This is a genomic window from Dysgonomonas sp. 520 (genome assembly GCF_010501095.1).
Taxonomy (GTDB): Bacteria; Bacteroidota; Bacteroidia; order Bacteroidales; family Dysgonomonadaceae; genus QVMP01.
Genome location: NZ_QVMP01000033.1, coordinates 1 through 23,732, shown reverse-complemented (window position 1 = coordinate 23,732; position 23,732 = coordinate 1). Strand labels below are relative to the sequence as shown.

Sequence of the window (23,732 nt, the reverse complement as noted above, 5' to 3'; positions counted from 1 at the left end):
CTATTACATTCATTTTATAATCTTATGATCAATCATCATTGAAAGAGCTTTTGCCAGATAATCGTTTAGACCATTCACTATCCAAATCTCTTTTTGTGTGATATGTTCTTGTTATTCCACAAGCCTTATCATAATCCTCCAATTTGAGCCTGTTTAAATCGTCAACTTTAATTTCAACATCTGAATGTTTATGACGAAAATAATAACCTCCAGATTTTATATGTTTCCCTGTACAGCAAAACGAGATTGCTTGTTGATTTCCTTGGATAAATAATGCAGCACTACGAAGAGAACGAATGATGGCAATAAGTGTACGCGTATTATCAAATACAAGTACATTCTTAGGTTCTTTTATTACACTCTTTTTATATGCCATTGGAATAATACTTAGGATTAGAACTGTGAATAAATAACAATAAAAACCCCCAGATCAGTACAAATCATAACCTGGGAGAAACCTAAAAACAACCTACCTATTTTGTTTTTCTGTCTGAGCTGTTGCTCTAAACTTAATAACTTTCTTTGGCTCAACAATTATATCTTCTCCTGTTTGAGGATTTCGTCCTATCCTTTCTTTTGTTTCTTTTACATAGAATGTACCGAAACTCCGAATTGTTACTTTTTTCTCCTCTGACAAGGCATCCAGAATACTTTCGAAGACAGGGGCTATACATTGCTGAATAACTACTTGTGGAATGCCACTCTTCTTTGAAGCAGCCATTATTATTTCTCTTTTGGTCATTATCAATAAAATAAACTATTCTAATATTTCCCCCAATTTTTATTCGCTTTATTTCCCATAGTAAAGATTAGTTTTCTTCCATTTTTAATATCATCATGTGGAATAAAAGGCTTATTTAGTCCTTTTCCGTTTATAGTATAGACAGTATCTCCAGAGTTTACAGGGTAGAATCCCATCACTGAAAATACAACAAAAACAGACATCCCACCTCCATCGCCCAGAACTCCCATTGAAAAATATAAAACCGATTAATTATTTGATATTAACTGATTTTTGTCTTTATTTCCAAGTTCTATAATTACAATTTTTTCAAACCTTTAATTTGTGTATTATCGGCTTCCATAAGGCTGATTGCCATACCACCACCGGGTGCAGTATATTGCGTTAGTTTCGATTTATTTGTAACTACTACTTTCCGTATATTGTAAGCCTGAGGATTTGTTTTATAGTGCGCATCCTTATTATCGGCATAAATAGTCGCAATATAGTTTTTTCCTTTTTCCAAGAAATCGAAACTGATATTTACATTACGCCCTACTTCACCATTAGTACTTCCGACAAACCAATTGTTTACACCCTTGGCTTTGCGGGCAACCGTTACATATTCTCCCGGTTCTGCTTCAATATATACCGACTTATCCCAGTCCAATGCCACATCTTTAATGAATTGAAAGGCATCCATAAACCGTTCGTAAGTCTCCGGCAAGTCTGCTGCCATTTGTAGCGGGCTAGACATGGTTACATACAACGACAATTGATTGACCAATGTGGTGTTTACCCACGAACTGTTGTTGGGGTTATACTTGCTTATGTTATTTTCGAATAATCCGGGTGTATAGTCCATCGGACCACCTATTAAACGAGTAAACGGAAGAACCGTTGTATGGTTGGGCTTACTGCCGCCAAAAGCCTGGTACTCACTACCACGGGCAGACTCGTTACTTATAAGGTTTGGCCATGTGCGACATATACCTGTTGGGCGCACTGCCTCATGCGCATTTACCATTATTTTATATTCAGCGGCTTTTTCTATCGCATATTGGTAATGGTTTACCAACCATTGACTGTAATGATTTTCTCCCCGAGGAATAATGTCTCCGACATAACCGCTTTTTACCGCCGGATAACCATTATCTACCATAAACTGATAAGCTGCATCTATGTGCCGTTCATAATTTCGTACCGATGCCGATGTTTCATGATGCATTATCATTTTCACATCTTTGTTTTTGGCATAATCTCTTATTTCATTCAGATTAAAATCGGGATATGGGGTTACAAAATCGAATACATAGTCTTTTGAATTTCCAAACCAGTCTTCCCATCCAATATTCCAACCTTCCACTAGAACTCCGTCAAGCCCATGCGCCGCTGCAAAATCGATATATCTTTTCACATTAGCGGTGGTTGCACCATGTTTGCCATGAGGTTTTGCCTTTGTATAATCGGTTATGCCTAATTGTATTGCCGGAAAATCCCAGGTATACGACCAATCATTTTTACCGGAAATCATTTCCCACCATACACCCACATATTTTGTAGGTTTTATCCAGCTTGTGTCTTCTATCTTACAGGGTTCATTCAGATTTAGAGTAATTCGCGAAGCTAAAATATTCCGAGCATCATCGCTTACAATAATTGTACGCCAGGGAGAGGTACAGGGAACCTGCATATACCCTTTAGCACCCATTGCGTCGGGGGTAAGCCATGATTCGAAAATCATATTCTTATCATCCAAGTTCAAATGCATGCAGGCATAATTAATCAACGCTGCTTCATGCAAATTAATATAAATGTCCTCATCGGTTTTCATCTGAAGGCTGGTTTGCACCCCTGTGGGAGAAAAAGATGTCTGCGATAAATTATCGGTAATGGCATCCGATTGCAATTGCCTTATTTCCGATAAACGCGATTTAGTATAATCATACTCCTGTGTATCATAATCTCCCGGTATCCACCATGCAGTATGGTTGCCGGTCATTGCAAATTGTGTCCGCTCTTCTTTTATTACGAAATATACCAGATCTCTATCTTGTTCGGGAAATTCGTAACGGAAGCCCAATCCGTCATTAAATAGACGAAAACGAATCAGCATTTGACGCTTTGTACCGCTTTGTGCCAATGTAACGGCCAATTCGTTATAATGGTTGCGAATTTCTTTTTCTTCGCCCCAAACGGTTTGCCATGTTTCGTCGAAAGTAGAAGTTTGGGTTTTAGCAACCGAAAAATTGTCGTACAACGAACTTTTGGGATCTTTCACCTGATTTTTCATATCCATTTCCGAACCGAATTCAACCGTTTCTTGTTGCCCTCGTAATTCGAAACCTAGTTTGCTTGGTTTTATAACCATTTTTCCTTTGTAACTCAGCTCATAAACAGGAACTCCTCCATTTTGAACTGAAAAAACCATCTTTAAGTTCCCATTTGGAGATACTAATTCCTGGGCGTTTATGAGTTGACTAAATAACACACAAACAATAAATACAATTTTGAATTTCATAATTCTTATTTTATACATATTTTCTCTACTATTTTATTTTGCCCATAAATTAAATCAGCAATGTAGACTCCGTTATTCATCATACACAGATCAAAAAGCTGTGGGTTGGAGCATATATTTTCTTTCACAAGCAACCTTCCATGTAAATTAAAAATATTCAATATGCCTACATTGACACCTTTTATCTGAAGTTGCTTATTCGATAACGGAATAAATTGAATATCACCCGTTGAATCGGTTTTATCCATAAGGGCAGAAGTTGTATTGCTTATCTTATATATTTTGCATCCGTGAGGTTCGATGTCTTCCGATAAAGAACTTTTTATACCAATATTCTCGTGTTTCCAAAGATCACGCACAATTCCTTTTTTAATTCCTAGTTCCGTTTCGAAATCAAATGAACGTAATTGTGCTTCATCTTCTCTGTTAAATAATCCGATAATCCAATTACCACATGGGAGCTGTCCTTTCCAGATTTGGCTTTTTACACCCTTAGGGTTATCCGATAAGGGTTTCCCAACAAATCCCGACTTGTTAAGTTCCAGCATTTCCTCATTTATATAGAATTTCAGATTATTGCCTATTGTATTATATTGGTCGGCAACGGCGATAGGACCTCCTGCCATTAATTGAAGTGAAATTGCCGTCTGCTTTTCGTTATCGTTTGCAAATGTATTCAAACGGGTAAAATCTCCATCCAAAATCATTTTGTCGGAAATCTTCGACCAGTACACAAACCCGTCGAACATATTGTGGTATTTCGACCATATGTCATGAGCTTTTCCTCTTCCAATTTCGCTAAGCCTATGCCAGCCCCCGTCGCAAACATCTTCATTTATACGAATCAAAGAATTAGGTGTAGCCAGAATTTCGCTTGCTGCATCGTTATACAAATGAGGCATTACCAAGCTCAATGTCATGTCATTTTTATCGCAAGCCTCCTTCATCCAGCGCAATGCTGTTTGATAATAGGCTGTCGGGCGGTCTATCGTTGTACTTAGTCCGGACACTTTATCTTTCCCGTCTTCGAACCACGAAAGAAAATCGACTCTTAAGTATTTTACGCCCATATCGGCATAGTACTGAATATAGTTTTTTACATATTCCTCCGCACCAGGGCGGTCAACCTGCACCCAAGTAAACCACATCGAATTTTCTTCATGATTTATTAAACTACCGACAGTTAAATCTTCACGTCCTTTTATTCTGCAATCCGATGCTTTTTTATTAATCCATAGCGGATTATTGTAAATACCCAATGTCATCCCTTTCGATTGAATGTACTTAGACCACCATACATAATCGTGCCGCCAATTTACACTACCGGACTCTCCTTGTCCGGTAGCATGTTTGGTACGGTATCCGTTTTCATTAAAAGCATTGTCATCTCCCCATCCATCAATACAAATGATGTTGTATCCGTATGGCTTCAGAGTTTCCGCTACCCAGTCTATATTTTTTTGCCACACATCTTCGGGTATTGCCCCCCCATTCATTTGGTTTCCACTGGCTTCGTAGCAATATTCGTATACGCTCCAATATAAAGGCGCTTTAACTTGTGCATGTATAGAAATAGCAATAAAAAGTGCTAATATTGACGTTTTTAATTTATTTTTCATTAAAATCAATCTTAATATTCTACAACAACCATATCCCAGTATTTGAGAGAAGGAAGTGTTAGTTTAACCTTATTTCCGCTTTGTGTAAACGAAAGTTCCTTTGCAACTCCACCATCCACATCGGGCGAAGCAAACCAAATTTTCGATGGTATGCCCGAAACGGTAATATCTACAACTGGCGATTCAATCAATTCTGGCTCGGTTTGTGTACCTTTAGGGTCTCTCCACACCATCGAATTCGCACCTTTAAAATTTATCAGATGAAAAATATCTTTCCCGTTTACTTTTTTACCAACAACCGAAACTTCTCCAATAGCCGGAGACCAATTATTAGTTATAATTGTAGGATTTTCAAAATCGACAAAAGCCGTTTGGAAATCACCTCCATCCCGAAGCAAGTTCTGATAGGCAACCATAAAATCGTAATAATTTATCAATGCTTTTCCCAAATCGGCACGCATTTGCAAATTGTTACTCGGGAAATATTCGTTTATCAAATAATGTTCGCCCAGTTCCAAGTGAGAGCCACCCCATGCAAAAATTGCAGAATTAACCAATAATACACCGGGCTTATTTACAAAACCTACGCTATTTACATTGTAGTTCATATAGGCAGCAAGTACAATATTTTTCTCAGGATTGCTTTCCGAAACATTATCACGCATCAACGAAATCATATCGGCATAGCTCATTTCAGGATTATCTCCATCACGTGCTCCCCAAACCTCTACATATAAGAAGTCGACTGGAGCATTTGCTATACTCTCTTGCCCGTAACCACCAACAGCATTGAATAATAATCGCTTATTAGGCTCAGCGGCTTTCATTGCTTTAATGAATGAGTTATACGTTTTCGGCATATCGATGCTGTTTCCCTGATAATCGTAACGATCGCCACGCCAACCTAGTTGATCGATATGATATCCATCAAAATCGAACACTTGATACACATCTTTATTGCGGGCGATAAGATAATCTTGCCATTGCTTGTTACCCGGATCAGTAATCCAGATGTGGCTGCGTCCACCCGAAAGGTCGTGGTAATCTTTTTCGGCATGATCTCTATCTTTAAAAATATACCATTCTTCGCTTACACCATCAGCTGCCGCATCTTTGGTTGCACCATAACAAAGGTTATAAAACATTGTTTTCATATCGCGTTTTTTCGCTTCAGCTATGTACGACTTAATGGTAGAAAGATAATTGGTACGATAAAAAATGTCGGGCCACGAATCTGCCGGACGTTCTACTGTGCCGGCAAAAGGGCGTTGATGGTCGTACAACCAATCGTAAAATTGTAATCCGTTGATATGGTAACGATTCAGTATTTCAACGTTATGTTTAATAAAAACATCTTTCATTTTTTCGTAATCGGATACAAACCCATACCGGGGAAATTTAGCCCAATCGGATGAAACGTCAACTGCTATATTATTATGTATTTTTTCAACACCATTCTCTACAGTATACACAACAGCCATATATCCTTTAAAATCTTCATTTGGGGGAGTCCATGTCCATGTTTTCGAGGTTAAAGATTCCTCGCTGATTGTTTTTCCAAGATGCGTATAACGCAATTTGGCACCATCGGGCACATTGCTTAATGAAAAGTGAACGGCTTCTCCCGGACTATACAACGCCTTATCGGTAGAGAATTGAATATCTATATACGACTCACCATAAGAAAGCGGATTATTTGAGGTATCGTAATAATCGTCATTACATGCCGAAAACAAAGAACCGGCAAAAATGATTACTATATATATATAATTTTTCATACGTTTATTTTTAATGTTTTACACTATTGCTATATATGCATTTTAGTGTTTTGTAAATTTCATAATGTCTTGCAACTGGTCTAATTCAATGGTATAAGTACCAGCTTCGGGTATTCTCCATTTATTATCAGGCTCAGATCCTTTCGGACTGTATAACATTTGCTCTTCACTTCCACTTGGAGCAGCCTCGGCTCTTGATGCTAGAAAGAATCCTCCACCCCAATCATCTTGACGATCGCACGAGAATTTCATGTCTCCTGTGCTTAAATTGCCAGTCCATGTAAATTTATGAGGGTTTCCACTCACTGCACTCATAGGTGTTGCACTACCAATATCCCAACCGTTTGGAGTTGCTTCTCCTACTAGATAAATAACAGGGTAAAGTTCATACTTCACAATATTTATTTTCATGGTACGGATATTCAACTTTATTTTATATGTGCCTGGGGCAATGCTCCATTTATAATCATCATCATTTTCGTTTTCTGACCATTTTACTACAGTAAGATCTGTGCCTACTCCTTGATTATTTACTTCAGGACGGAAATATACTGTTGTTGGTTCGAAATCGGCTACTGTAGCAATTTTGAAGTCTTCAACAGCATTTCCATCGGGAGACAACAATTCTGCATTGAAATGGAATATATATGGATCAAGCATATCGTTTCTCATCTCTTTAAAATTCCAACCTGTAGATCCTCCTACGAACCAAAGTGTTCCATATTCGGGAGCTTCCATCACTTCTATATTGATAGCCAAAGTGAGAATATTCAATGTAATTTTATACATACCCGAAGCAGGAATTACAAACTTATTATCAGGCTGATCGTCTGAATCGCGATAAACCAACTTGTATTCGGCATCTCCCTTATTGTAGGAAGGAAGGAAATCTCCCAATGTGGTTATAAACTTCATTTCACCGGCATTTAAACGTCCTTGCCAAGTAAAACCACCTACTGTACCGCTAACTACATTCATCTGAGTTGCTTCGTCGGCATTCCAGCCATTTGGCGCAGCACTACCTAAGATGTATATATTTTTGCTTATAGGCTTGTATGTTTTTATCTTTACCATTATAGGCTCTGTTATCTGAGGCTCTATGCCTTCGGACAAAACTGTTGCTATTACCCGGGCTTTAATATACACTTCAGTATTAGGTTCTACTCCTAAAGAATCGAGCAAAGTTGCATTCAACGACTCATTCGTATAAACCATTGAGGTTGCAGAAGAACCTTTTCCCAATTCATAGGTAATTCCATCCTGAAAATCGGTTTCGTTCAGTGCAAGTTGAAACTGGTAACTTATAGCTGTATTTGTACCATGATTGATGCCGGTAGTCCATGTATAACTCAACACATTAGCACTCGGATCTAGAATATCCAAAGTTACATCGGTTGCATTTACCATTAGTTCTAAAGGCGTATTCCCTTTGTTTGTTTCCATTATATCATCGTCGCACGAAATAAAAGCGAACGGCAGCATAACAAAAAGAGCGATTAGTATTTTATTTATATTTTTCATTGTAAATATCGGTTTTAAAGTTAATAACCCGGATTTTGTGTCAGATTAGGATTTGCATCCCTGTCTTTTTGCGGAATAGGTAGCAGTAAATGTTTACGGGAAGCATTTATTTTACCTATAGAATGTAGAAAATCTAATGCGTACTGACCATTGTTTATACGAATTATATCGAACCAACGATGACCTTCGAAAGCCAATTCAATACGGCGTTCTTTTATAATTTTTTCACGCATCTGGTCTTGCGATGAGCCTTGTATATCAGACTTATTAGCCAATCCGGCACGTTTACGTACCAGGTAAAGAGGTTCTATAGCGTCAGCTGTGCTACCCAATTCGTTTAAAGCCTCAGCCTTCATCAGCAATACATCAGCATAACGCAGTACTACAATGCTAGCTTCATTGGTATTATAATCGGGCGAGATAGAAAGTGGTACTAAGAATTTACGCACATTGTAACCTGTCATAGACATAGTAGAAAGGTATTTTTTTCCATTAAAAGCAGGACAACCCTCGTAAAGAATAGTTTTATCTTTTCGTAAATCGCCGGGCTCATATTGGTCTACAAACTCCTGAGTGGGTTGATTCCATCCATAACCTCCACCCACAAAACTCTGGTTACGTGGTCCCATATAGGTACTTAGCCAACAAGCCTGATTTTCATCGCTCCAAAAATCAGCTTTTGTTTTTCCGTAATACTGAACTTCGAACAACGATTCGGCAGTGTTTTTATTCTTCGCTTCACCACCAAAACAATCACTATAATCGGGGTTGAGAGTATATCCCAATTTGGTCACTTCGTTACACATATCAATACAGTTTTGGTATTGCCCAAGTGTAAGGTATACTTTAGCCAACATACCATATGCTGCTCCTTTAGATGCACGCCCTTTGTCTGTAGATCCATATTCTTCACGTGTTGGGAGCAGTTTTATAGCATCTTTTAAATCAGGAATAATCACTTCGTTATAAATCGTATCTTTACCTACACGGCGTGAATGCAAGTTATCTCCTGCCATTGCAGGCTTTAAGCTCATTGGTACATCGCCATAAAGCTGTACTAGCAAAAAGTAATAGTGTGCGCGCAAAAATTTTGCTTCGCCAATACACCGGTTTTTTATGCTTTCATCAATATCCATATCCGGAACGTTTGCCAATACCGTGTTGCAGTAAAGAATTCCGGGATTTGGTCCGCGCCAAAAGTCGATAGTCGCAAAGTTATCGGCATCGGCAACGAAATTAGCCAACTGTACAGTTTCGATACCGTCGTCACCACCACCGGCACCTACCTGACTGTTTCCGGCAATAATATCGAGAGTCCAGATACGCATATTATACAATTTGGGACGTTGTAAAGGTTGGTAAGCGGCATTAGTAAGGGCAATTGCACTCGCCTCATCTTCAATAGCCTCTACTCCGGGATCCTCGTGAGGGAACTTATCGAGATAATCGTCACATGACAACATAAATGCTGATAAAAGTAACGTTGCTATATATATAATTTTTTTCATGATTCTATTTTATTAAAATTTGATTTAGAATTTAACATCAAGCCCAAAACTAATGGTGCGGGTCATAGGATAACTGCCTGAATCGAGTCCCGAAACTTCAGGATCGAAGCCCGAATAGCGGGTAAATGTAAGCAGGTTTTGTGCCGAAACAAAGAAACGAGCATTCGATAAGAATATTCTCGAAAGTGTTTTCTCAGGTAGCGTGTAACCGAACGTAACGTTCTTCAGACGCAGGTAAGAGCCATTTTCGATATAACGGTCAGATACTCTGTTATTGTTGTTAGGGTCAGCATATACGGCACGCGGAATGAAATTGCTTGTTCCTTCTCCTGTCCACCTATCCAATACTTTAACTGATTGGTTGGTTACTGTCGACATATTCTCGAGCGAAGAACGTGTTCCGTTATAGATTTTGTTTCCGGCTACACCTTGGAAATAGATTTGTAAATCGAAGTTGCAAAAATTGAAACTATTGTTCATAGAGAATATCCAAGAAGGAGTGGGATTTCCAAGGAATGTGCGGTCGTTATCATCAATAACACCATTATTGTCCAAATCTTTAAAGCGGATATCGCCGGGAGAAGTTCCTTGTCCTCCTTCTTGTGCCGGTTTTTGTACTGCATATGAATTTACTTCGTCCCAGTTTTGGAAAATTCCATTGGTTACATATCCATAAAACGCACCAATAGATTTGCCAACTGTATGAGTTTGTGTTCCGAAGTACATGGGTACATCTCCATCCAACTTCAATACTTCATTTTGATTATATGAAAAGTTGGCTTCTGTTGTCCATTCAAATTTTTTGTTCATTATATTTCTTGAAGAAAGCGTAAATTCGAATCCACGGTTGCGAACTTTACCTACATTTATCTGAGGCGTATAAGTATCTGAATATCCTGTCGTAATAGGCACTGCCATGCCAACTAGCATATCGCTTGTGTTTTTGACGTAAGCATCGAGGGTTACACTTAATCTTTGTTTAAAGAACTGAGCATCAATACCAACATTCCATTGTTTTACAGTCTCCCATTTTATGTCAGGACTAGGCATTACTAATGGATAAAGCGTTGATACGGGTGTACCGTTGAAAACATATTGAGCCGTTTTTAAGCGTGTAATGTAAGCATATGGATCCAAGGGAGCCTGATTACCGGTTTCTCCATACCCTATCCTTAACTTACCATCAGTAAGAATGTCGTTCTTAGGGTAAAAAGCTTCTTCGGTAAAACGCCATGCTGCGGAAAAAGAAGGGAATGTTCCCCAGCGATTGTCGGAAGAAATACGCGATGTTCCGTCGCGACGTATAGTTGCTGTAAGTAAATACCGATCGTCATAATTATAATTGGCACGCCCAAAGAATGATAGCAAAGCCCATTCACTTTTTCCTCCACCTATAAGTGGATTTAGCAAACCATTGTTCAACTCATTATAATCATCCGATATAAAGTCTTCTTTGCTTCCATTCATATATCTGAATACATTATTTTGTGCACTCGATCCCAACATTAGATTGAGGTGATGCTTTTCTGCAAACGTATCTATGTAAGTAACTGTATTATCCCACAAATAAGTCAGGCTTTTGTTCCAGCTTTCACTGCGTGAAGAATAGGGTACAGGTATAGGTTTCCAATCGTATTTTGGAGAAAATGATGTGTCACTCCAGTCTTTATAATCAACACCGATAAGTGATCTGAAATATACTTTTTTCAAAATGTTTACTTCGCCATAAATGTTGGCCAACAAGTTATAACCTTTAGTTTCTTTTTTTTCTACATTGGCTGTTCCTATAGGGTTACGCATATCACCATACCATATGGCACTATTGCCCGGCCCTGAATAACTACCGTCTTCTTCATAAATCGGTTGGGTAGGTAAAGATCTCATTGTGCCAAGAATGTCATATGATCCGTTACGCTTTACATCGTGGCTCAGGGTAAGGTTATTCCCGAACTTCAACCAATCACGTACATTTGCTTCGTTATTAAACTGAAAAGTGTAACGTTTAAAATCGGTGTTGATTACAATACCTTTCTGATCGAAAATACCAGCTGATACATAATAGGTATTATTTTCGCCACCACCGGAATACGACAATAGGTAATTTTGCATATTTCCTGTTTGTATAAGCGCATCATACCAATCGGTTCCTGCATCCCAAAGGGTAGGGTCGGAAAAATCAGGACGTTGTGGTTGTCCGCCATTCAGCATCATTTCGTTATGTAAGGATGCAAATTGTGAAGCATTAAGCATTTTAGGTGTTCCAATCGCATTATTTATAGCAGTATTAGCACTGAACGAAATAACCCCTTGTCCTTTTTTCCCTTTTTTAGTGGTAATAATAACAACACCATTCGCACCACGTGAACCATAAATTGCAGTAGCTGAAGCATCTTTTAAAATATCTATGGTTTCGACATCATTTTGGTTTATTGCATTTAGGTTCAGGTCGGTAGGAACCCCGTCAATCACAATAAGGGGAGAAGCATCGTTGATGGAACCCAGTCCACGAATACGAATCGTACTGTTGCTTCCGGGTGCTCCCGTATTGGTAATCATAACACCAGCAGCACGACCTTGCAATGCTTCCGCGATGTTTGATACAGGTTTATCCTTTACCACATCGCTACCTACTGATACGGTAGAACCTGTTAAATCTCTTTTTCGTACAACACCGTAACCAACAACTACAAGTTCATCCAACAATTGACCATCTTCAATCAATATAATGTTATAATTATTGCGGTTATCTACTGTGACATTCTGTGATTTAAAACCCAGATAAGATATTGTCAAAATAGAATTTCCCTCAACATCGAGAGAAAATTCACCACTAGCATCGGTTATTGTTCCAATGGATGTTCCTTGTACAAGGACAGTAGCCCCTATAACAGTTTCTCCTTTAGAATCGGTAACAGTACCCGTTATTGTTTTTTGATTCTGTGCCGAAAGAGAAAAGGTTGTAAGTAAACAAAAAAAGAAGAGTAGTTTCTTCCGAAAATTTACCTTTTGAAATGAAAGTTTATTTTTCATTGTTTGTAGATTTTAATAATAAGACTAACTATTTTTTTCAATTTCTTGAATTGACTTTTTATAAAAGCAAAAATATGTAAACTAAATTCACAAGAAAATCTCATATAGATAAAATATAGGATAATAAAAGTATAAACAGTTTATAATAAACATATTAATATTGACTTTTGTCCTAAAAAAGTAGATGAGAGATTCTATTTCATAGGCTATTCTTTCAATAATTTATGAACTTGAATACCTTTTTCATTTCCTATTTTCACAAAGTATATACCCTTGATAAAAGAGGCGGCATCAATTGCTGTCAATTTTTGAGAAATGGTCTGTTCTAACATTTTTTGTCCCGAAATATTAAATATCTCAACAACTCCCGTACCTTCTTCGCTATATATATTTAATAAATTGTTTACCGGATTGGGGTAAATGGATGTATTATAGAAAGGAACTTCATTTATCGATGTTTCGGCATTCGAAATCGAATATTCCAATGTCAGATCATTGAAGCGGATTGTATAATTATCTTCGGCAGAGATAGTGAAAGTAATATTGGGCTTTCCTCCGGTTGTAAGCTTTGCTATTCCTGATAAACCTTCTGCCTCGCCCCAATCGTTTCCCGAAAAGTTTAAAGTATTGGCAAATTTTAGTTCATAATTTCCTTGTGGGATATGCGTTGATGTATACTCCCAAGTATTATCTGCCACCAATCGCATTTTTCCCTCATATAATAGCCAATTGTTGAAAGTTCCACCAACATACATTTCGGTTTGTACCGAATTATAAGTAGGTTGAATTGTATACTCTAATGTAGCAGGGTTAAACTGAATACGGTAATTTCCGGTTTCGGATATGGTAAACGTTATGTTTGGGCCACCACCCGTAGAAATTTGAGCTGTGCCTGATAAGCCGCTTGCATCCCCCCAATCATTTCCACTCCAATCGGGTTGGTTGGCAAATTTCAGTTCATGCTCTCCTGCCGGAATACGAATCATATCAAAAACAAAGATACCGTTCTCATCAATATTCATTTTATTATCGGGAAGATTCCATTCGTTGAAAGTTCCGCCAATATACATGCTTTTGTTTAACTGCGAGATATCTACACCTTCGGTATTATCGTTGATAATATCGACATAAAGTATTTTATCGGACGACCAATCGGAGTATGTAATTTCATCGTCGGTAACATACCCAATACGATATTTGCGGGTATTATCCCATGAGCCATCTGTTTTTACAATTTCAATTTTCAATTGTGTTTCGTTATGTTTCACGGCTGTAAACTGCAACATTTCGTATTCTCCGCTTTTGTATCCAAAACCATTTCCTGCATCATTGTACATACTGCCTTTGGCTGTTCCGTCTGCCAATGGATTTACCAACAATGTTACAAAATCGGCAACATATTCTTCGGTGCTTTGAATCGTTTTGTCTAACATGGGAACAATAGCTCCCGGACGAATTGCAAGAAATGGTTGGTAGCCATCGTCTTTATTCTCTAGTTTCAACTTATCCCAATCTCCTTGCGGCAATTTTACATTGTTTGCCCAACGAGGAATGACCAACAAATCTTCTCCAAGTAAAAACGCCTGTTCCTCTCCTCGTAAGTTTAAATCGGTAACATCGGCAAAATATACCGGACGCATAATAGGCATTCCTGTTTCTGATGCCTCGCGAAATAAGGTATAAAAATAAGGTAACAACATATACCGGCGATTTAGTGCCGTACGTGAAACGCTTTCTATTTCTTTGCCAAACACCCAAGGTTCTTGTGCCGACTCGGCTGTATGGTTTCTCGAAAACGGATAGTATGTTGCAAGTGCCATCCAATGCCCAAGCAAATCGGATGTAACATTTAAGGAATATCCTCCCACATCGGGTCCGTTAAATGGTTGACCTGAAAGACCTAATGTTATAGACATGGGGATAGACATGCGCATGTGCTCCCATGTTCCTCGGTTATCGCCTGTCCAAGTTGCACAATATCGCTGCGCACCCAAATGGTTTCCTCGTGATAAAATGAAAGGGCGTTTATCGGGAACGGCATCTAAGATTCCTTCATAAGTAGCTTGTGACATTAACGATCCATACAAGTTATGATAACGCTGATGATTACCCTCGGGCATATTGTCACCACCACGATGTATATTATCGGTAGGCATAGTCCATTCCGGTGTATCAAAAACACCGGGTTCATTCATATCATTCCAAGCACCGTCTATATGATTATCTTTTACAAAACCACCATACAGTGAAGCCCACCACAAACGTGTTTCGGGACGGGTGAAATCGGGGAAATAACATTCGCCGGGCCAAACGTTGCCCATATAGTTGTTTCTGTCTTTATCTTTTACCCAATGATCTCCCTGATTTCCTTGCTGATAAACAAAATAATTTTCATCAATTTTCACACCCGGATCGATAATATACCCTGCTTTAAAATTTTTATCGTGCAAATAATTATTCAGTCCTATGGGATCAGAAAAAGTTGCGGGATCGAACGTAAAAATACGCTTCTCGTCCATGTAGTCAATATCCATCCAAATAACATCACACGGTATTTGCCGTTTACGGAACTCGTCGGCTATTTCCTTCGCTTTTTCGGGTGAATAAGAAGGGCTGTAACGCGACTGCTGATAGCCTAATGCCCAAAGCGGGGGAAGTTCTATTTTTCCGGTGAGTTCGGCTAAAGCTTTTACCATTTCCGTAGGATTTTCTTTTTCGATTACAATAATACGGAACGAAGGCCCTTCGGTAGTTATTTTTATCGGGTTGGAAAGGTCAAAATACTGTCTCCATGAATTATCTGCAATAATACCGAAGGTTGTTCCATCATGGCGAATTCCCATAATCCACGGATGCGACTGGTATAAGCATTTTCCATCATCTTTAAAATAACCCCAGTTGTCGCTGTTCCAGATTTTAATATTAGTCCCATTGCGCCTCAAGGATCCGGTAACCAAGCCTGTCCCATATAAATCGGCTGTTTCGTCGAAAGCTAGTTCAACTGTAACTTTTCCATCACTATCTACACCATACACAGGTTTGATTTGCCAATCGGAAGGTAAATCTTGATTATATAATAAATCTTTCTGAATGGCAAAAGATGGTAGTGTTTGTACAGAATCAAAGTCAGCAGGATAAAATACTGCCATATCTTCATCAAAAAGAAATGATTTTTGTGCGTTGGAGTATGACGCTATTAAAAACGGCAGTATGAATAGAAAAATCTTGTATATTTTTTTCATGGTATATCAGTTCAAAGATAAATTTTCTTGATTTTGTATAAAAAAAATCAAGAAAGGAGTATCATGTAATAATTTTGACGCTCCTTTTTTATTGATTTATTTCACAAAAACTCGTTGTACAAAATGTTTTTTGTTACAATCAATTTTCAGGATGTAAACTCCAGAAGTTATATTGTTACCCACAACAAAATCTTTTCCTGCATTGCGAATGGAATTAACGATACGCCCGTCAATACTAATAAGTTGTGCAGCATCTGCCAAATAATCACCGGACATGCTTATATGAATACCATTTTCCATAGATAATATCTGAAAATAACGGTTATTCTTAACTTGTTGTATCGAAGATCCATTACCGATATATTGAGCATCAATGGTTTCATAAAGTGTATTTACCGTTAAAATGTATCTTCCTTGCTTATCCTCATCTATTGCCCATTTATTGTCGCCTACACTTATTTGTAGGTTTTTTGATTCCAACAAAGGTTCATTAGGATTGTAAGGGTGTAGGCTATACGGATTCCAGTCGAGTTGCCCTAGTATTTTAAACAAATTACTTTCTTCATGCTCGGGGCGGATTTTCAGTTCACCATCAAATATAAATACATCAGGATTTTGCAGATCTTTTACAAAAGGCAGAGCCAAGCCTGCATTCCAGCCAATTTCTACAGCACCTCCTACGATATAAAGCTTATCACGTGATTCAAATATCTCGGCATTCGATTTTTTACCTACTAAGTTTATCTTTATTTTATAAACAGGATCCGCAGCCCATACATTCCAGCCCGGTACAGTAGCGTCGTTGGTTATTATAAATGTTGTTTCTCCGGTAATATCTACATCCTCTTCCAATGGTACAATATATTGAGTAAACTCGTTGATTGATTCTGTGGTAATTATCTTGAAATCACCCTCTAACAACTCACCTACATACAAAAAGTTTGCAATACCATATGCATTCGAAAGTTTAGCAATACCATTAGGTATGGCGCTTCCTACAACCCACAATTCTTCGGGAAGTTCCATTTCTGCTTCGGTCACTACCATTGTAAGCTTCTTTAAATCAATGATTACGGTATAAAATCCGGCCTGAGGCAACGTGAATTTATGATCGTCACCACTAGCATTATACACAAGGCTATGAGTTTCACCCAATATTATAGGTTCGTCGGGCGTAGCAGCATTGAAACTTGGTTGCCACGTGCCGAGTGTATTTATAAATTTAAAGTCGCTTGCTTTTAGTGCTCCGGTCCAAGTAAAGACCGCACTTTCGTCATCGGAAGAAACCAACATCATCGCTTCCGCTTTATCGTTCGACCAACCATTAGGGGCTGCCCCTCCTATTAAATATACTTGGGTATAATCTTGTGCAATAACGGCTACCGATATTATTGCCATAATCAAGCATAAAATTGTTTTTTTCATCTTTCTTCTATTTTAAAGTTTGAATTTTACTAAAATGCTTTATAATAAACTCTAAATAACTATTTTATCTGTTTGGTTTATTCCGTCATAAACCATGTTTACGATATAAACTCCATTGTTTATGGTTCCCGGAAGTTTTACTAACAAATTTTGAGCATTGGTATATCTATTGGAAAAAATGATTTGTCCCGATATGTCATATACGCTTAACTGGACTAAATTACAAACAGAATTAAATGCAACTTTAAGTTCGTTTTCTTCACGTATGTAATTTAAAGCTGCTTTTTTTTTACTTTCAGTTTGTTGTATTCCTGAATGATTTTCGGAAAATGTTACATTGATCTCTGTTTTTGCATTACATGCTACTTTTGGAAGAAAAATTTCAGCTGTTTTATTATCGCTATTATAGCGCCATGTTCCTTCCATACCTTCATTACTTTGTGTGTAGACAACTCCATTCACCATTACCTTCTCAGGAAGTGATACTGCCAACAAATGCAAGTCGTAGCTGCGATAGCTTAACATTCCATCAAAAGCACCTTCTGCCGGATAAATAGTATAAACACCCTCTTTTCCTGCAACTTGTTGTGTTATAGAGGTAAAAGAATACACTTCTTTTTCATAATTGTTGTTGTCATTTTCATCTTCGTAATATTTCAATTCGCCTGATTTTCCCGGTGCAAATTTCAGAACCAACTTATCAGGTCGATTTTTTAAGTGCGACAATTTTGGGAAATGAGGAATAATTGCACCTTCCTTGTAATAATGAGGTATATCGCTTTGTGTGAATGTACGAGTATAACTTTGATCTCCTTCGAGAACTTCTCCGGAGGTTGCTTCGTACCATTTACCCTCTGGAAGCCAAATGTTTTTCGAGATTGTACCATCTGCTGCCGCTCTCTCTACAATTGGCGCTGCAAGAATATCATCGCCAAACATATACTCCTCTCCATGTTTGTATGCTTCACCTTCGTTAGACCAATCATAATATAAAGGACGGCAAATCGAAATTCCGGTATCGTAAGCTATACGTGCCTGAGTATAAATGTAAGGTATCATTGTATAGCGCAAATCTAATGCCTCTTTCATTAAAGGGAAATTAGGATATTTCCAGATGCGACGTTCTACTGCTGCATTTTTTGAACTATGTGTGCGAACGATAGGTGAAAAAACGCCATATTGTATCCAGCGAAGAAACAACTCTGGGTCATTATCTCCATCCTGATGATGCCCACCAATATCGTGACTCCAATATCCATAACCTACGTTAGAAGCAGTTGCTGTGAAATAAGGCTGAAATGCCAAAGTAGGAAAGTTTGTATGAGAGTCGCCCGAAAAACCAATCTGATAACGATGATTACCTAAGCCACCCCAACGGTGAAAAATCATTGGGCGTCCTTTTTCCTGTAATTTCATATCGGTATAGAATACGTGGTTGAGCCAGAATGTATTTCCAAGTTTTTCTTCATTTTTAGCCAAAAGCCATTGTTGCCAATCGAGCCACCAAAAATCGACTCCGATGTTTTCGTGAGGACGAAGAATGTTTTTGAAGAATGCCTTGTAAAAATCCTCATTCTCCATATTCCACTCTACTGTTTTATCAGTAGGCAGATTTAGGTCATTGGCTAAAGCCGTAAAATTGTCTTCGTGTGTTGCTACACCATCGGCTGGATGCAGATTCAATGTTGTTTTCAGATTGTTGTCATGTAACCAGTCAATAAGCCCGGAAGGGTTAGGAATCAGTCTTTTGTTCCAGCTCCAACCTGTCCATCCACCACGGTAGTTATCTTTTTCGCTACCCGAGTAATGCCAGTCCATATCGATTACCATTACATCTACAGGAATATCATGTTGCTGCATTTCACGAACCAAATTTTTAAAATCTTCATCGGTGTACTCTTCGTATTTGGAATACCAATATCCAAACGCGTACATGGGAGGCATAGGAATTTTTCCGGCAATTTTGGTAAAGTCGCTAAGTGCTTTCTTGTAATTACGCCCATAACCCATAAAATACCAGTCCATAGCTGGTTTGTCGACACGTTGAGCCACCCAATCAACACCATTTTCCCGATTATCAAATACCAGACTTATACTTCCGTCCTGACGCTCCGCTGTTTCATCAATTACAGCCCAGCCTGAACGTGAAATAATACCATCTTCCATCTCTGCAAGTTTGTTATCGCCATTAGAACCGTCGAGCGTACGCGTTGTACCTTTCAGGTTTAAGGGATCTTTCTTCCATGGATACCATGTAGCGGTTTTACCATCCATATCGAACGTTATTTTCAAGTTCTGAGAACTGGCCGGATTGAATGTTCCGGGAAAACTTCCGATACGGTATTGAAGTGTAAGTTTATCTGTTCTTATATAAAGAAAACCGTCTTTTTCTTCGGTCGTAAATGCCGGAACCGGAAGCTGCCTGTTTATTACTGTAAACGAAGCACGGTCTTCAAACAGTTGTTTATCGCTCCATTCGATACGAATCATCTCGGGTGTAAGTACCGTAAATCGCATATCGCCGGAAACAACAATGGCTTGAGGATCGGCTATAGGATTGTTTGTCGCAAAAACAGTATAAGAATAAAGGCAAGCCAATATAAGTGCGAAAATTATTTTTTTCATGATTAAGTTTAAGTTAATTAAAAAACTAAAGAGCTATTTCGAGGATTATAATGTGTCCGATAAATATTACTGGACACATTTATAAAAGAGAAAGGCAATCTTATTATTTTACTAATACCTTTTGAATAGTTGATTTTTCGCCACAGCTAATTTTTACTAAATATATTCCCTGTTGCAGATTACCACCCAATACAACATAGTTACCTACATTAGCCTGAGCACCCACTACCTTTCCTGCAATGTCTATTAGCTGAACATCTCCAGAAGCAAAACTGTCTGATAAAAATAATTCGACATTACCATTTGTAGTTATTATTTTGTAATTATCTTCGATATTTGCTTTTTCAATATCAGTTGTAATTTCTTTGTATACTGCATTAATTGTTTGATTCATCAAGTCAACTGTAATTGTGTATTTTCCTTCCTTATCTCCTTGTATTTTCCATTTATTATCGGCAAAAGAACCGTTAAAGTTTTTATTTATTGTAATTGTTTCAGAAAGAATATCTTCTCCATTTGTGTCAGGATGAAGACTGAAAGGATTCCAACCTTGTTGTCCCATTATTTTAAACATATCGCGCTCAGGAGTATTTTCGTCAGCATTCAGTTGTAATGTTCCATCATATACAAATTTATTAGGATCAGAAGCATCTCTAGTAAATGCAATAACGTTTTCTATAGCCCAGCCTGCGGTTGTTGCTCCACCAATCATATAAAGAGAAACGTAATCAACTTTCATTGTTAAATCAGACAAATTGATTGTTACAGTATAATACGCATCTTCCGAAGGAACAAATTTATTATCGGCCATATCATTATAAAGAATGTTATAAGTATTTCCGGCAACCAGAGACAAATCTTCAGTCTCAGCATTAAAACAAGGTGCATAACTGTCTCCTATAAGAATTTTAAAACCGGGAGTCTGGTCGCTACCTGTTGCTTCTTTTGTCATTTTTCCTGTCCAAGTGTATGTGTCGTATGCACTTTGATACATGTTTTCAGCCAATTCATTAATAGCTCCCCAACCATTAACGGCTCCGCCTATCAGCTTTAGTTCACCGGGAAGTATTTTTATTGTCAGTTTCTTTATATTTACCACAACAGTATACCTACCGGCTGTTTGTATTTCGAATTGAAAATCATTGTATCCCGGATCACTCTCATTGCTGTTTGCATACTCATCCAAGAATACTAAATCGTAGGATTGAAACATTTCTACTTGTTTATGTTCTCCGTTTGCAACAAAAGATGGTTTCCAATCGGCTTTGGTATTCATAAATTTAAATCTACCTGTCGTCATTTGTCCGGTCCAAGCATAAATGGCATCGTCTTCGTTTAGTGTAATTTGCATCATTTCATCGGCATTACCCAAATCCCAACTCTTCGGAGTTGCGTCACCTATAATATATACTTGAGAATAATCTTGTGCCGAAACCAATAATGACATCAGTACACAAATAAAAAAGAGAGTAAATTTTTTCATGATAATAAATTTTTATGTTTTACATGTTCGTTTTGTCAACGAATACAAATCTATTCTGGTTCCATGCAAAAAAAAAATCCACATAGATGAAATATAGATATGTAAAACCTGTATTAATTTGTTTTTCAAATTAATACAGGTAAAAAAAACTTTCAAAAAGTAGATGGGTTTTAGTTATCTTAGCGTGTAATTACACCTATTTTCATAACCATATTCTCGAATTCCTCCCGAGGAACAGCCGATTTGTTACGAACTCTGGTGCGGTAGTTATAAATAGTTGTTGCAGAATAATGAAGGAAACCTGCAATTTTCGAGCTATCGGTAATTCCTAAACGAATGAGAGCAAAAATACGTAGTTCGGGGTTTAATAATTCTGTGGATTTTAATTCAATTCGCTCATTTTCTTGTAATAAGTCATTAAATTTATCTACAAAATTTGGATATAAATGAAGGAAGATATTGTCGAACATTTCATAAAGTTCTTTCAATTCGTTTTCAACCATATCTTTCGACTTCAACATTTTATATAATTCATCCAGCTTCCCTTCTTTTGCTTTCTTATTTAACACATTCTGATAATTTTCGAGCTTGTTGATATACATTGAACAAATATCAAGGAATTGGCTAATATAGGTTTCCTTCAGCAGATTTGCTTCGGAAAGTTCTTCATTTATCTCGTTCATCTTAATGTTGCTTTCCTTTAAATTCCTGTTCAATTTGTGCAATTGCTTATTTGCATCAGATAAAGAATAGCGTGCTTTTGCCAGCTTACGTAATTGCAGGTAAACATACGTAATGGCAATGATAAGAAAAATCGAGAGCAATCCAATGCAAATTACCATATAAAACAAACGATTTTTTTGAGCTTCGAGTTTAAGCTGGTATGATTTCTCGATAATGGGAAATACCTGCGAAACTTCCATGGTACGTAACCGTGCATTCGAGAAAACCGCATCATCCATCGACTGTTGTATATACCTGTATGCATGTTCTATGTCATTAGTCTTGTAAAAGGCGATTGCTAGAGCACGAAATGCGGCATTTTCCTTGATTGAGTTTTTTATATCGGAAACAGCAGAAATGGCATAATACTTTTTCTGCATTTCAAAATCAGCCTCACCACGGTAAGTCTCTCCTATTGCATATGCCAGTACTGCCCGCCAATGGCTTTCATCTTCAGCCTCATTAAACATAGGTAGCAATATTTCGCGCGCCTTTTCGTACTCTTTCAAATGGGTAAGTTTCTCGGAATATACTATTTTATAATCGTCAGAATTAAATTCAATATGAGATAATAGCGAATCTCTGTAAACTCTATAATTTAACTCGCTGTTTTGGTTCGATGGGTAAAAATAAAACAGTTGTTTGTACGAATTATAATACATTCTTAGTAACCAGTCCGGCAATTCAGCTGTATTGATGTTGCTCAGTAACTTATCTGCATCAATATACATTCCAGCAACAGCATATAACAGAGATAGGTTTATTTTTGACTCATTCAACCAGTCTTTGTTGTCTAATTGCTTGGCAATTAACATGTTATCCTGAACGAAAATAATTGCAGAATCCGGTATGAATGATTTATATTCGTTATATAGCCTTGTATTGATGTCGAACTTTTGTTCTAATGTAATATTAGAAATACTCAACATCTGTTTTAGGTCAGTAATTCGCTTCTTTTTCTCTTCTTCATAAATATTTTTGTCTTCTATTGTTTGATTCAAAGTGTAAAGAATAGAGTCCAAATCGCTTTTTTTTGAGCAAAAAGCATGAATGGATATAAATAAGAACAGAAGCCCGATGCCTTTTTTCATGATATTATAGCTGGCTAATTTGAAAATGATATTACAAACTTACATAAAAAGTATGATTTATAATTAAGTTGAATAAAAATAAGACCACCCAAAAACTCTTATTTTTTAGTGTATGATCAAAAAACAAAAAGCGATGAAAAAGTATATGGTCTTGATGTGCATAAAGATAGTATATTTATGTATATACTAGGGGAAGATGATGAAAAAATTGAAGAAAAGTTCCGAACACTTATCCCTGATTTGGATTGTCTTCGAGATTTATTGGCCTTTCACGGTGTTGATAAAGTGTCCATGGAAAGTATTGGTATCTATCGGATCCTTTATGTAGTGCCGACATTGCACTTTACATAGGAGGTTTTTTATATGTATTCAATAATACATCATCTATATTTATGAATATGACGCCGAAGAAACCTTTTCCCGAACCGCCATTATTATTGGTAAA

The 23,732-nt window shown here is 37.5% G+C and carries 14 protein-coding genes; all 14 read right to left on the bottom strand.

Translation table 11 applies throughout. The features are described from left to right. Positions 1-28 precede the first annotated feature (28 nt). Positions 29-376, bottom strand: a complete 348-nt coding sequence (locus tag D0T56_RS15430) for a hypothetical protein (RefSeq protein WP_163321067.1) — start codon at positions 374-376, stop codon at positions 29-31. A gap of 93 nt (positions 377-469) precedes the next feature. After that, complete coding sequence (locus tag D0T56_RS15425) at positions 470-742, bottom strand: HU family DNA-binding protein (RefSeq protein WP_255491197.1); 273 nt, start codon at positions 740-742, stop codon at positions 470-472. A gap of 20 nt (positions 743-762) precedes the next feature. Continuing rightward, the gene (locus D0T56_RS15420; RefSeq protein ID WP_163321065.1) at positions 763-972 is read right to left on the bottom strand and encodes a glycoside hydrolase domain-containing protein; all 210 of its coding nucleotides are present in this window, start codon (positions 970-972) and stop codon (positions 763-765) included. A 68-nt stretch (positions 973-1,040) separates the two neighbouring features. Further along, a complete protein-coding gene (locus tag D0T56_RS15415) occupies positions 1,041-3,242 on the bottom strand; it encodes a glycoside hydrolase family 97 protein (protein WP_163321064.1) in 2,202 nt (733 codons plus the stop codon). A gap of 5 nt (positions 3,243-3,247) precedes the next feature. After that, positions 3,248-4,861, bottom strand: a complete 1,614-nt coding sequence (locus D0T56_RS15410) for a DUF5116 domain-containing protein (protein ID WP_163321063.1) — start codon at positions 4,859-4,861, stop codon at positions 3,248-3,250. A gap of 11 nt (positions 4,862-4,872) precedes the next feature. Then, on the bottom strand, positions 4,873-6,639 hold the full coding sequence (locus tag D0T56_RS15405) for a glycoside hydrolase family 66 protein (RefSeq protein WP_163321062.1): 1,767 nt from the start codon (positions 6,637-6,639) through the stop codon (positions 4,873-4,875). 42 nt (positions 6,640-6,681) lie between these two features. Then, positions 6,682-8,160, bottom strand: coding sequence for a SusF/SusE family outer membrane protein (locus tag D0T56_RS15400; protein ID WP_163321061.1), 1,479 nt, complete (start codon positions 8,158-8,160; stop codon positions 6,682-6,684). A 20-nt stretch (positions 8,161-8,180) separates the two neighbouring features. Further along, positions 8,181-9,668 (bottom strand): RagB/SusD family nutrient uptake outer membrane protein, encoded by a 1,488-nt coding sequence (locus tag D0T56_RS15395; protein WP_163321060.1) that lies wholly within the window; start codon positions 9,666-9,668, stop codon positions 8,181-8,183. Positions 9,669-9,692: 24 nt separating this feature from the next. Then, the gene (locus D0T56_RS15390; RefSeq protein WP_163321059.1) at positions 9,693-12,698 is read right to left on the bottom strand and encodes a TonB-dependent receptor; all 3,006 of its coding nucleotides are present in this window, start codon (positions 12,696-12,698) and stop codon (positions 9,693-9,695) included. A gap of 206 nt (positions 12,699-12,904) precedes the next feature. After that, positions 12,905-15,940, bottom strand: a complete 3,036-nt coding sequence (locus tag D0T56_RS15385) for a TIM-barrel domain-containing protein (RefSeq protein WP_163321058.1) — start codon at positions 15,938-15,940, stop codon at positions 12,905-12,907. 96 nt (positions 15,941-16,036) lie between these two features. Then, positions 16,037-17,365: a SusF/SusE family outer membrane protein gene (locus D0T56_RS15380; protein WP_163321057.1), complete on the bottom strand. Its 1,329-nt coding sequence runs from the start codon at positions 17,363-17,365 to the stop codon at positions 16,037-16,039. A 51-nt stretch (positions 17,366-17,416) separates the two neighbouring features. Further along, positions 17,417-19,990: a TIM-barrel domain-containing protein gene (locus D0T56_RS15375; RefSeq protein WP_163321056.1), complete on the bottom strand. Its 2,574-nt coding sequence runs from the start codon at positions 19,988-19,990 to the stop codon at positions 17,417-17,419. A 103-nt stretch (positions 19,991-20,093) separates the two neighbouring features. Continuing rightward, positions 20,094-21,473, bottom strand: a complete 1,380-nt coding sequence (locus tag D0T56_RS15370; protein ID WP_163321055.1) for a SusF/SusE family outer membrane protein — start codon at positions 21,471-21,473, stop codon at positions 20,094-20,096. A gap of 179 nt (positions 21,474-21,652) precedes the next feature. Then, entirely contained in the window at positions 21,653-23,287 is a 1,635-nt protein-coding gene (locus D0T56_RS15365; protein ID WP_163321054.1) for a DUF6377 domain-containing protein, read from the bottom strand. Positions 23,288-23,732: the final 445 nt, after the last annotated feature.

What these genes read in the sequence shown, in the direction of transcription:
- D0T56_RS15365 (WP_163321054.1), bottom strand. Translation starts at nt 23,287, where the DNA reads ATGAAAAAAGGCATCGGGCTTCTGTTCTTATTTATATCCATTCATGCT.
- D0T56_RS15395 (WP_163321060.1), bottom strand. Translation starts at nt 9,668, where the DNA reads ATGAAAAAAATTATATATATAGCAACGTTACTTTTATCAGCATTTATG.
- D0T56_RS15405 (WP_163321062.1), bottom strand. Translation starts at nt 6,639, where the DNA reads ATGAAAAATTATATATATATAGTAATCATTTTTGCCGGTTCTTTGTTT.
- D0T56_RS15415 (WP_163321064.1), bottom strand. Translation starts at nt 3,242, where the DNA reads ATGAAATTCAAAATTGTATTTATTGTTTGTGTGTTATTTAGTCAACTC.
- D0T56_RS15430 (WP_163321067.1), bottom strand. Translation starts at nt 376, where the DNA reads ATGGCATATAAAAAGAGTGTAATAAAAGAACCTAAGAATGTACTTGTA.
- D0T56_RS15370 (WP_163321055.1), bottom strand. Translation starts at nt 21,473, where the DNA reads ATGAAAAAATTTACTCTCTTTTTTATTTGTGTACTGATGTCATTATTG.
- D0T56_RS15425 (WP_255491197.1), bottom strand. Translation starts at nt 742, where the DNA reads ATGACCAAAAGAGAAATAATAATGGCTGCTTCAAAGAAGAGTGGCATT.
- D0T56_RS15390 (WP_163321059.1), bottom strand. Translation starts at nt 12,698, where the DNA reads ATGAAAAATAAACTTTCATTTCAAAAGGTAAATTTTCGGAAGAAACTA.
- D0T56_RS15400 (WP_163321061.1), bottom strand. Translation starts at nt 8,160, where the DNA reads ATGAAAAATATAAATAAAATACTAATCGCTCTTTTTGTTATGCTGCCG.
- D0T56_RS15385 (WP_163321058.1), bottom strand. Translation starts at nt 15,940, where the DNA reads ATGAAAAAAATATACAAGATTTTTCTATTCATACTGCCGTTTTTAATA.
- D0T56_RS15410 (WP_163321063.1), bottom strand. Translation starts at nt 4,861, where the DNA reads ATGAAAAATAAATTAAAAACGTCAATATTAGCACTTTTTATTGCTATT.
- D0T56_RS15375 (WP_163321056.1), bottom strand. Translation starts at nt 19,990, where the DNA reads ATGAAAAAAATAATTTTCGCACTTATATTGGCTTGCCTTTATTCTTAT.
- D0T56_RS15380 (WP_163321057.1), bottom strand. Translation starts at nt 17,365, where the DNA reads ATGAAAAAAACAATTTTATGCTTGATTATGGCAATAATATCGGTAGCC.
- D0T56_RS15420 (WP_163321065.1), bottom strand. Translation starts at nt 972, where the DNA reads ATGGGAGTTCTGGGCGATGGAGGTGGGATGTCTGTTTTTGTTGTATTT.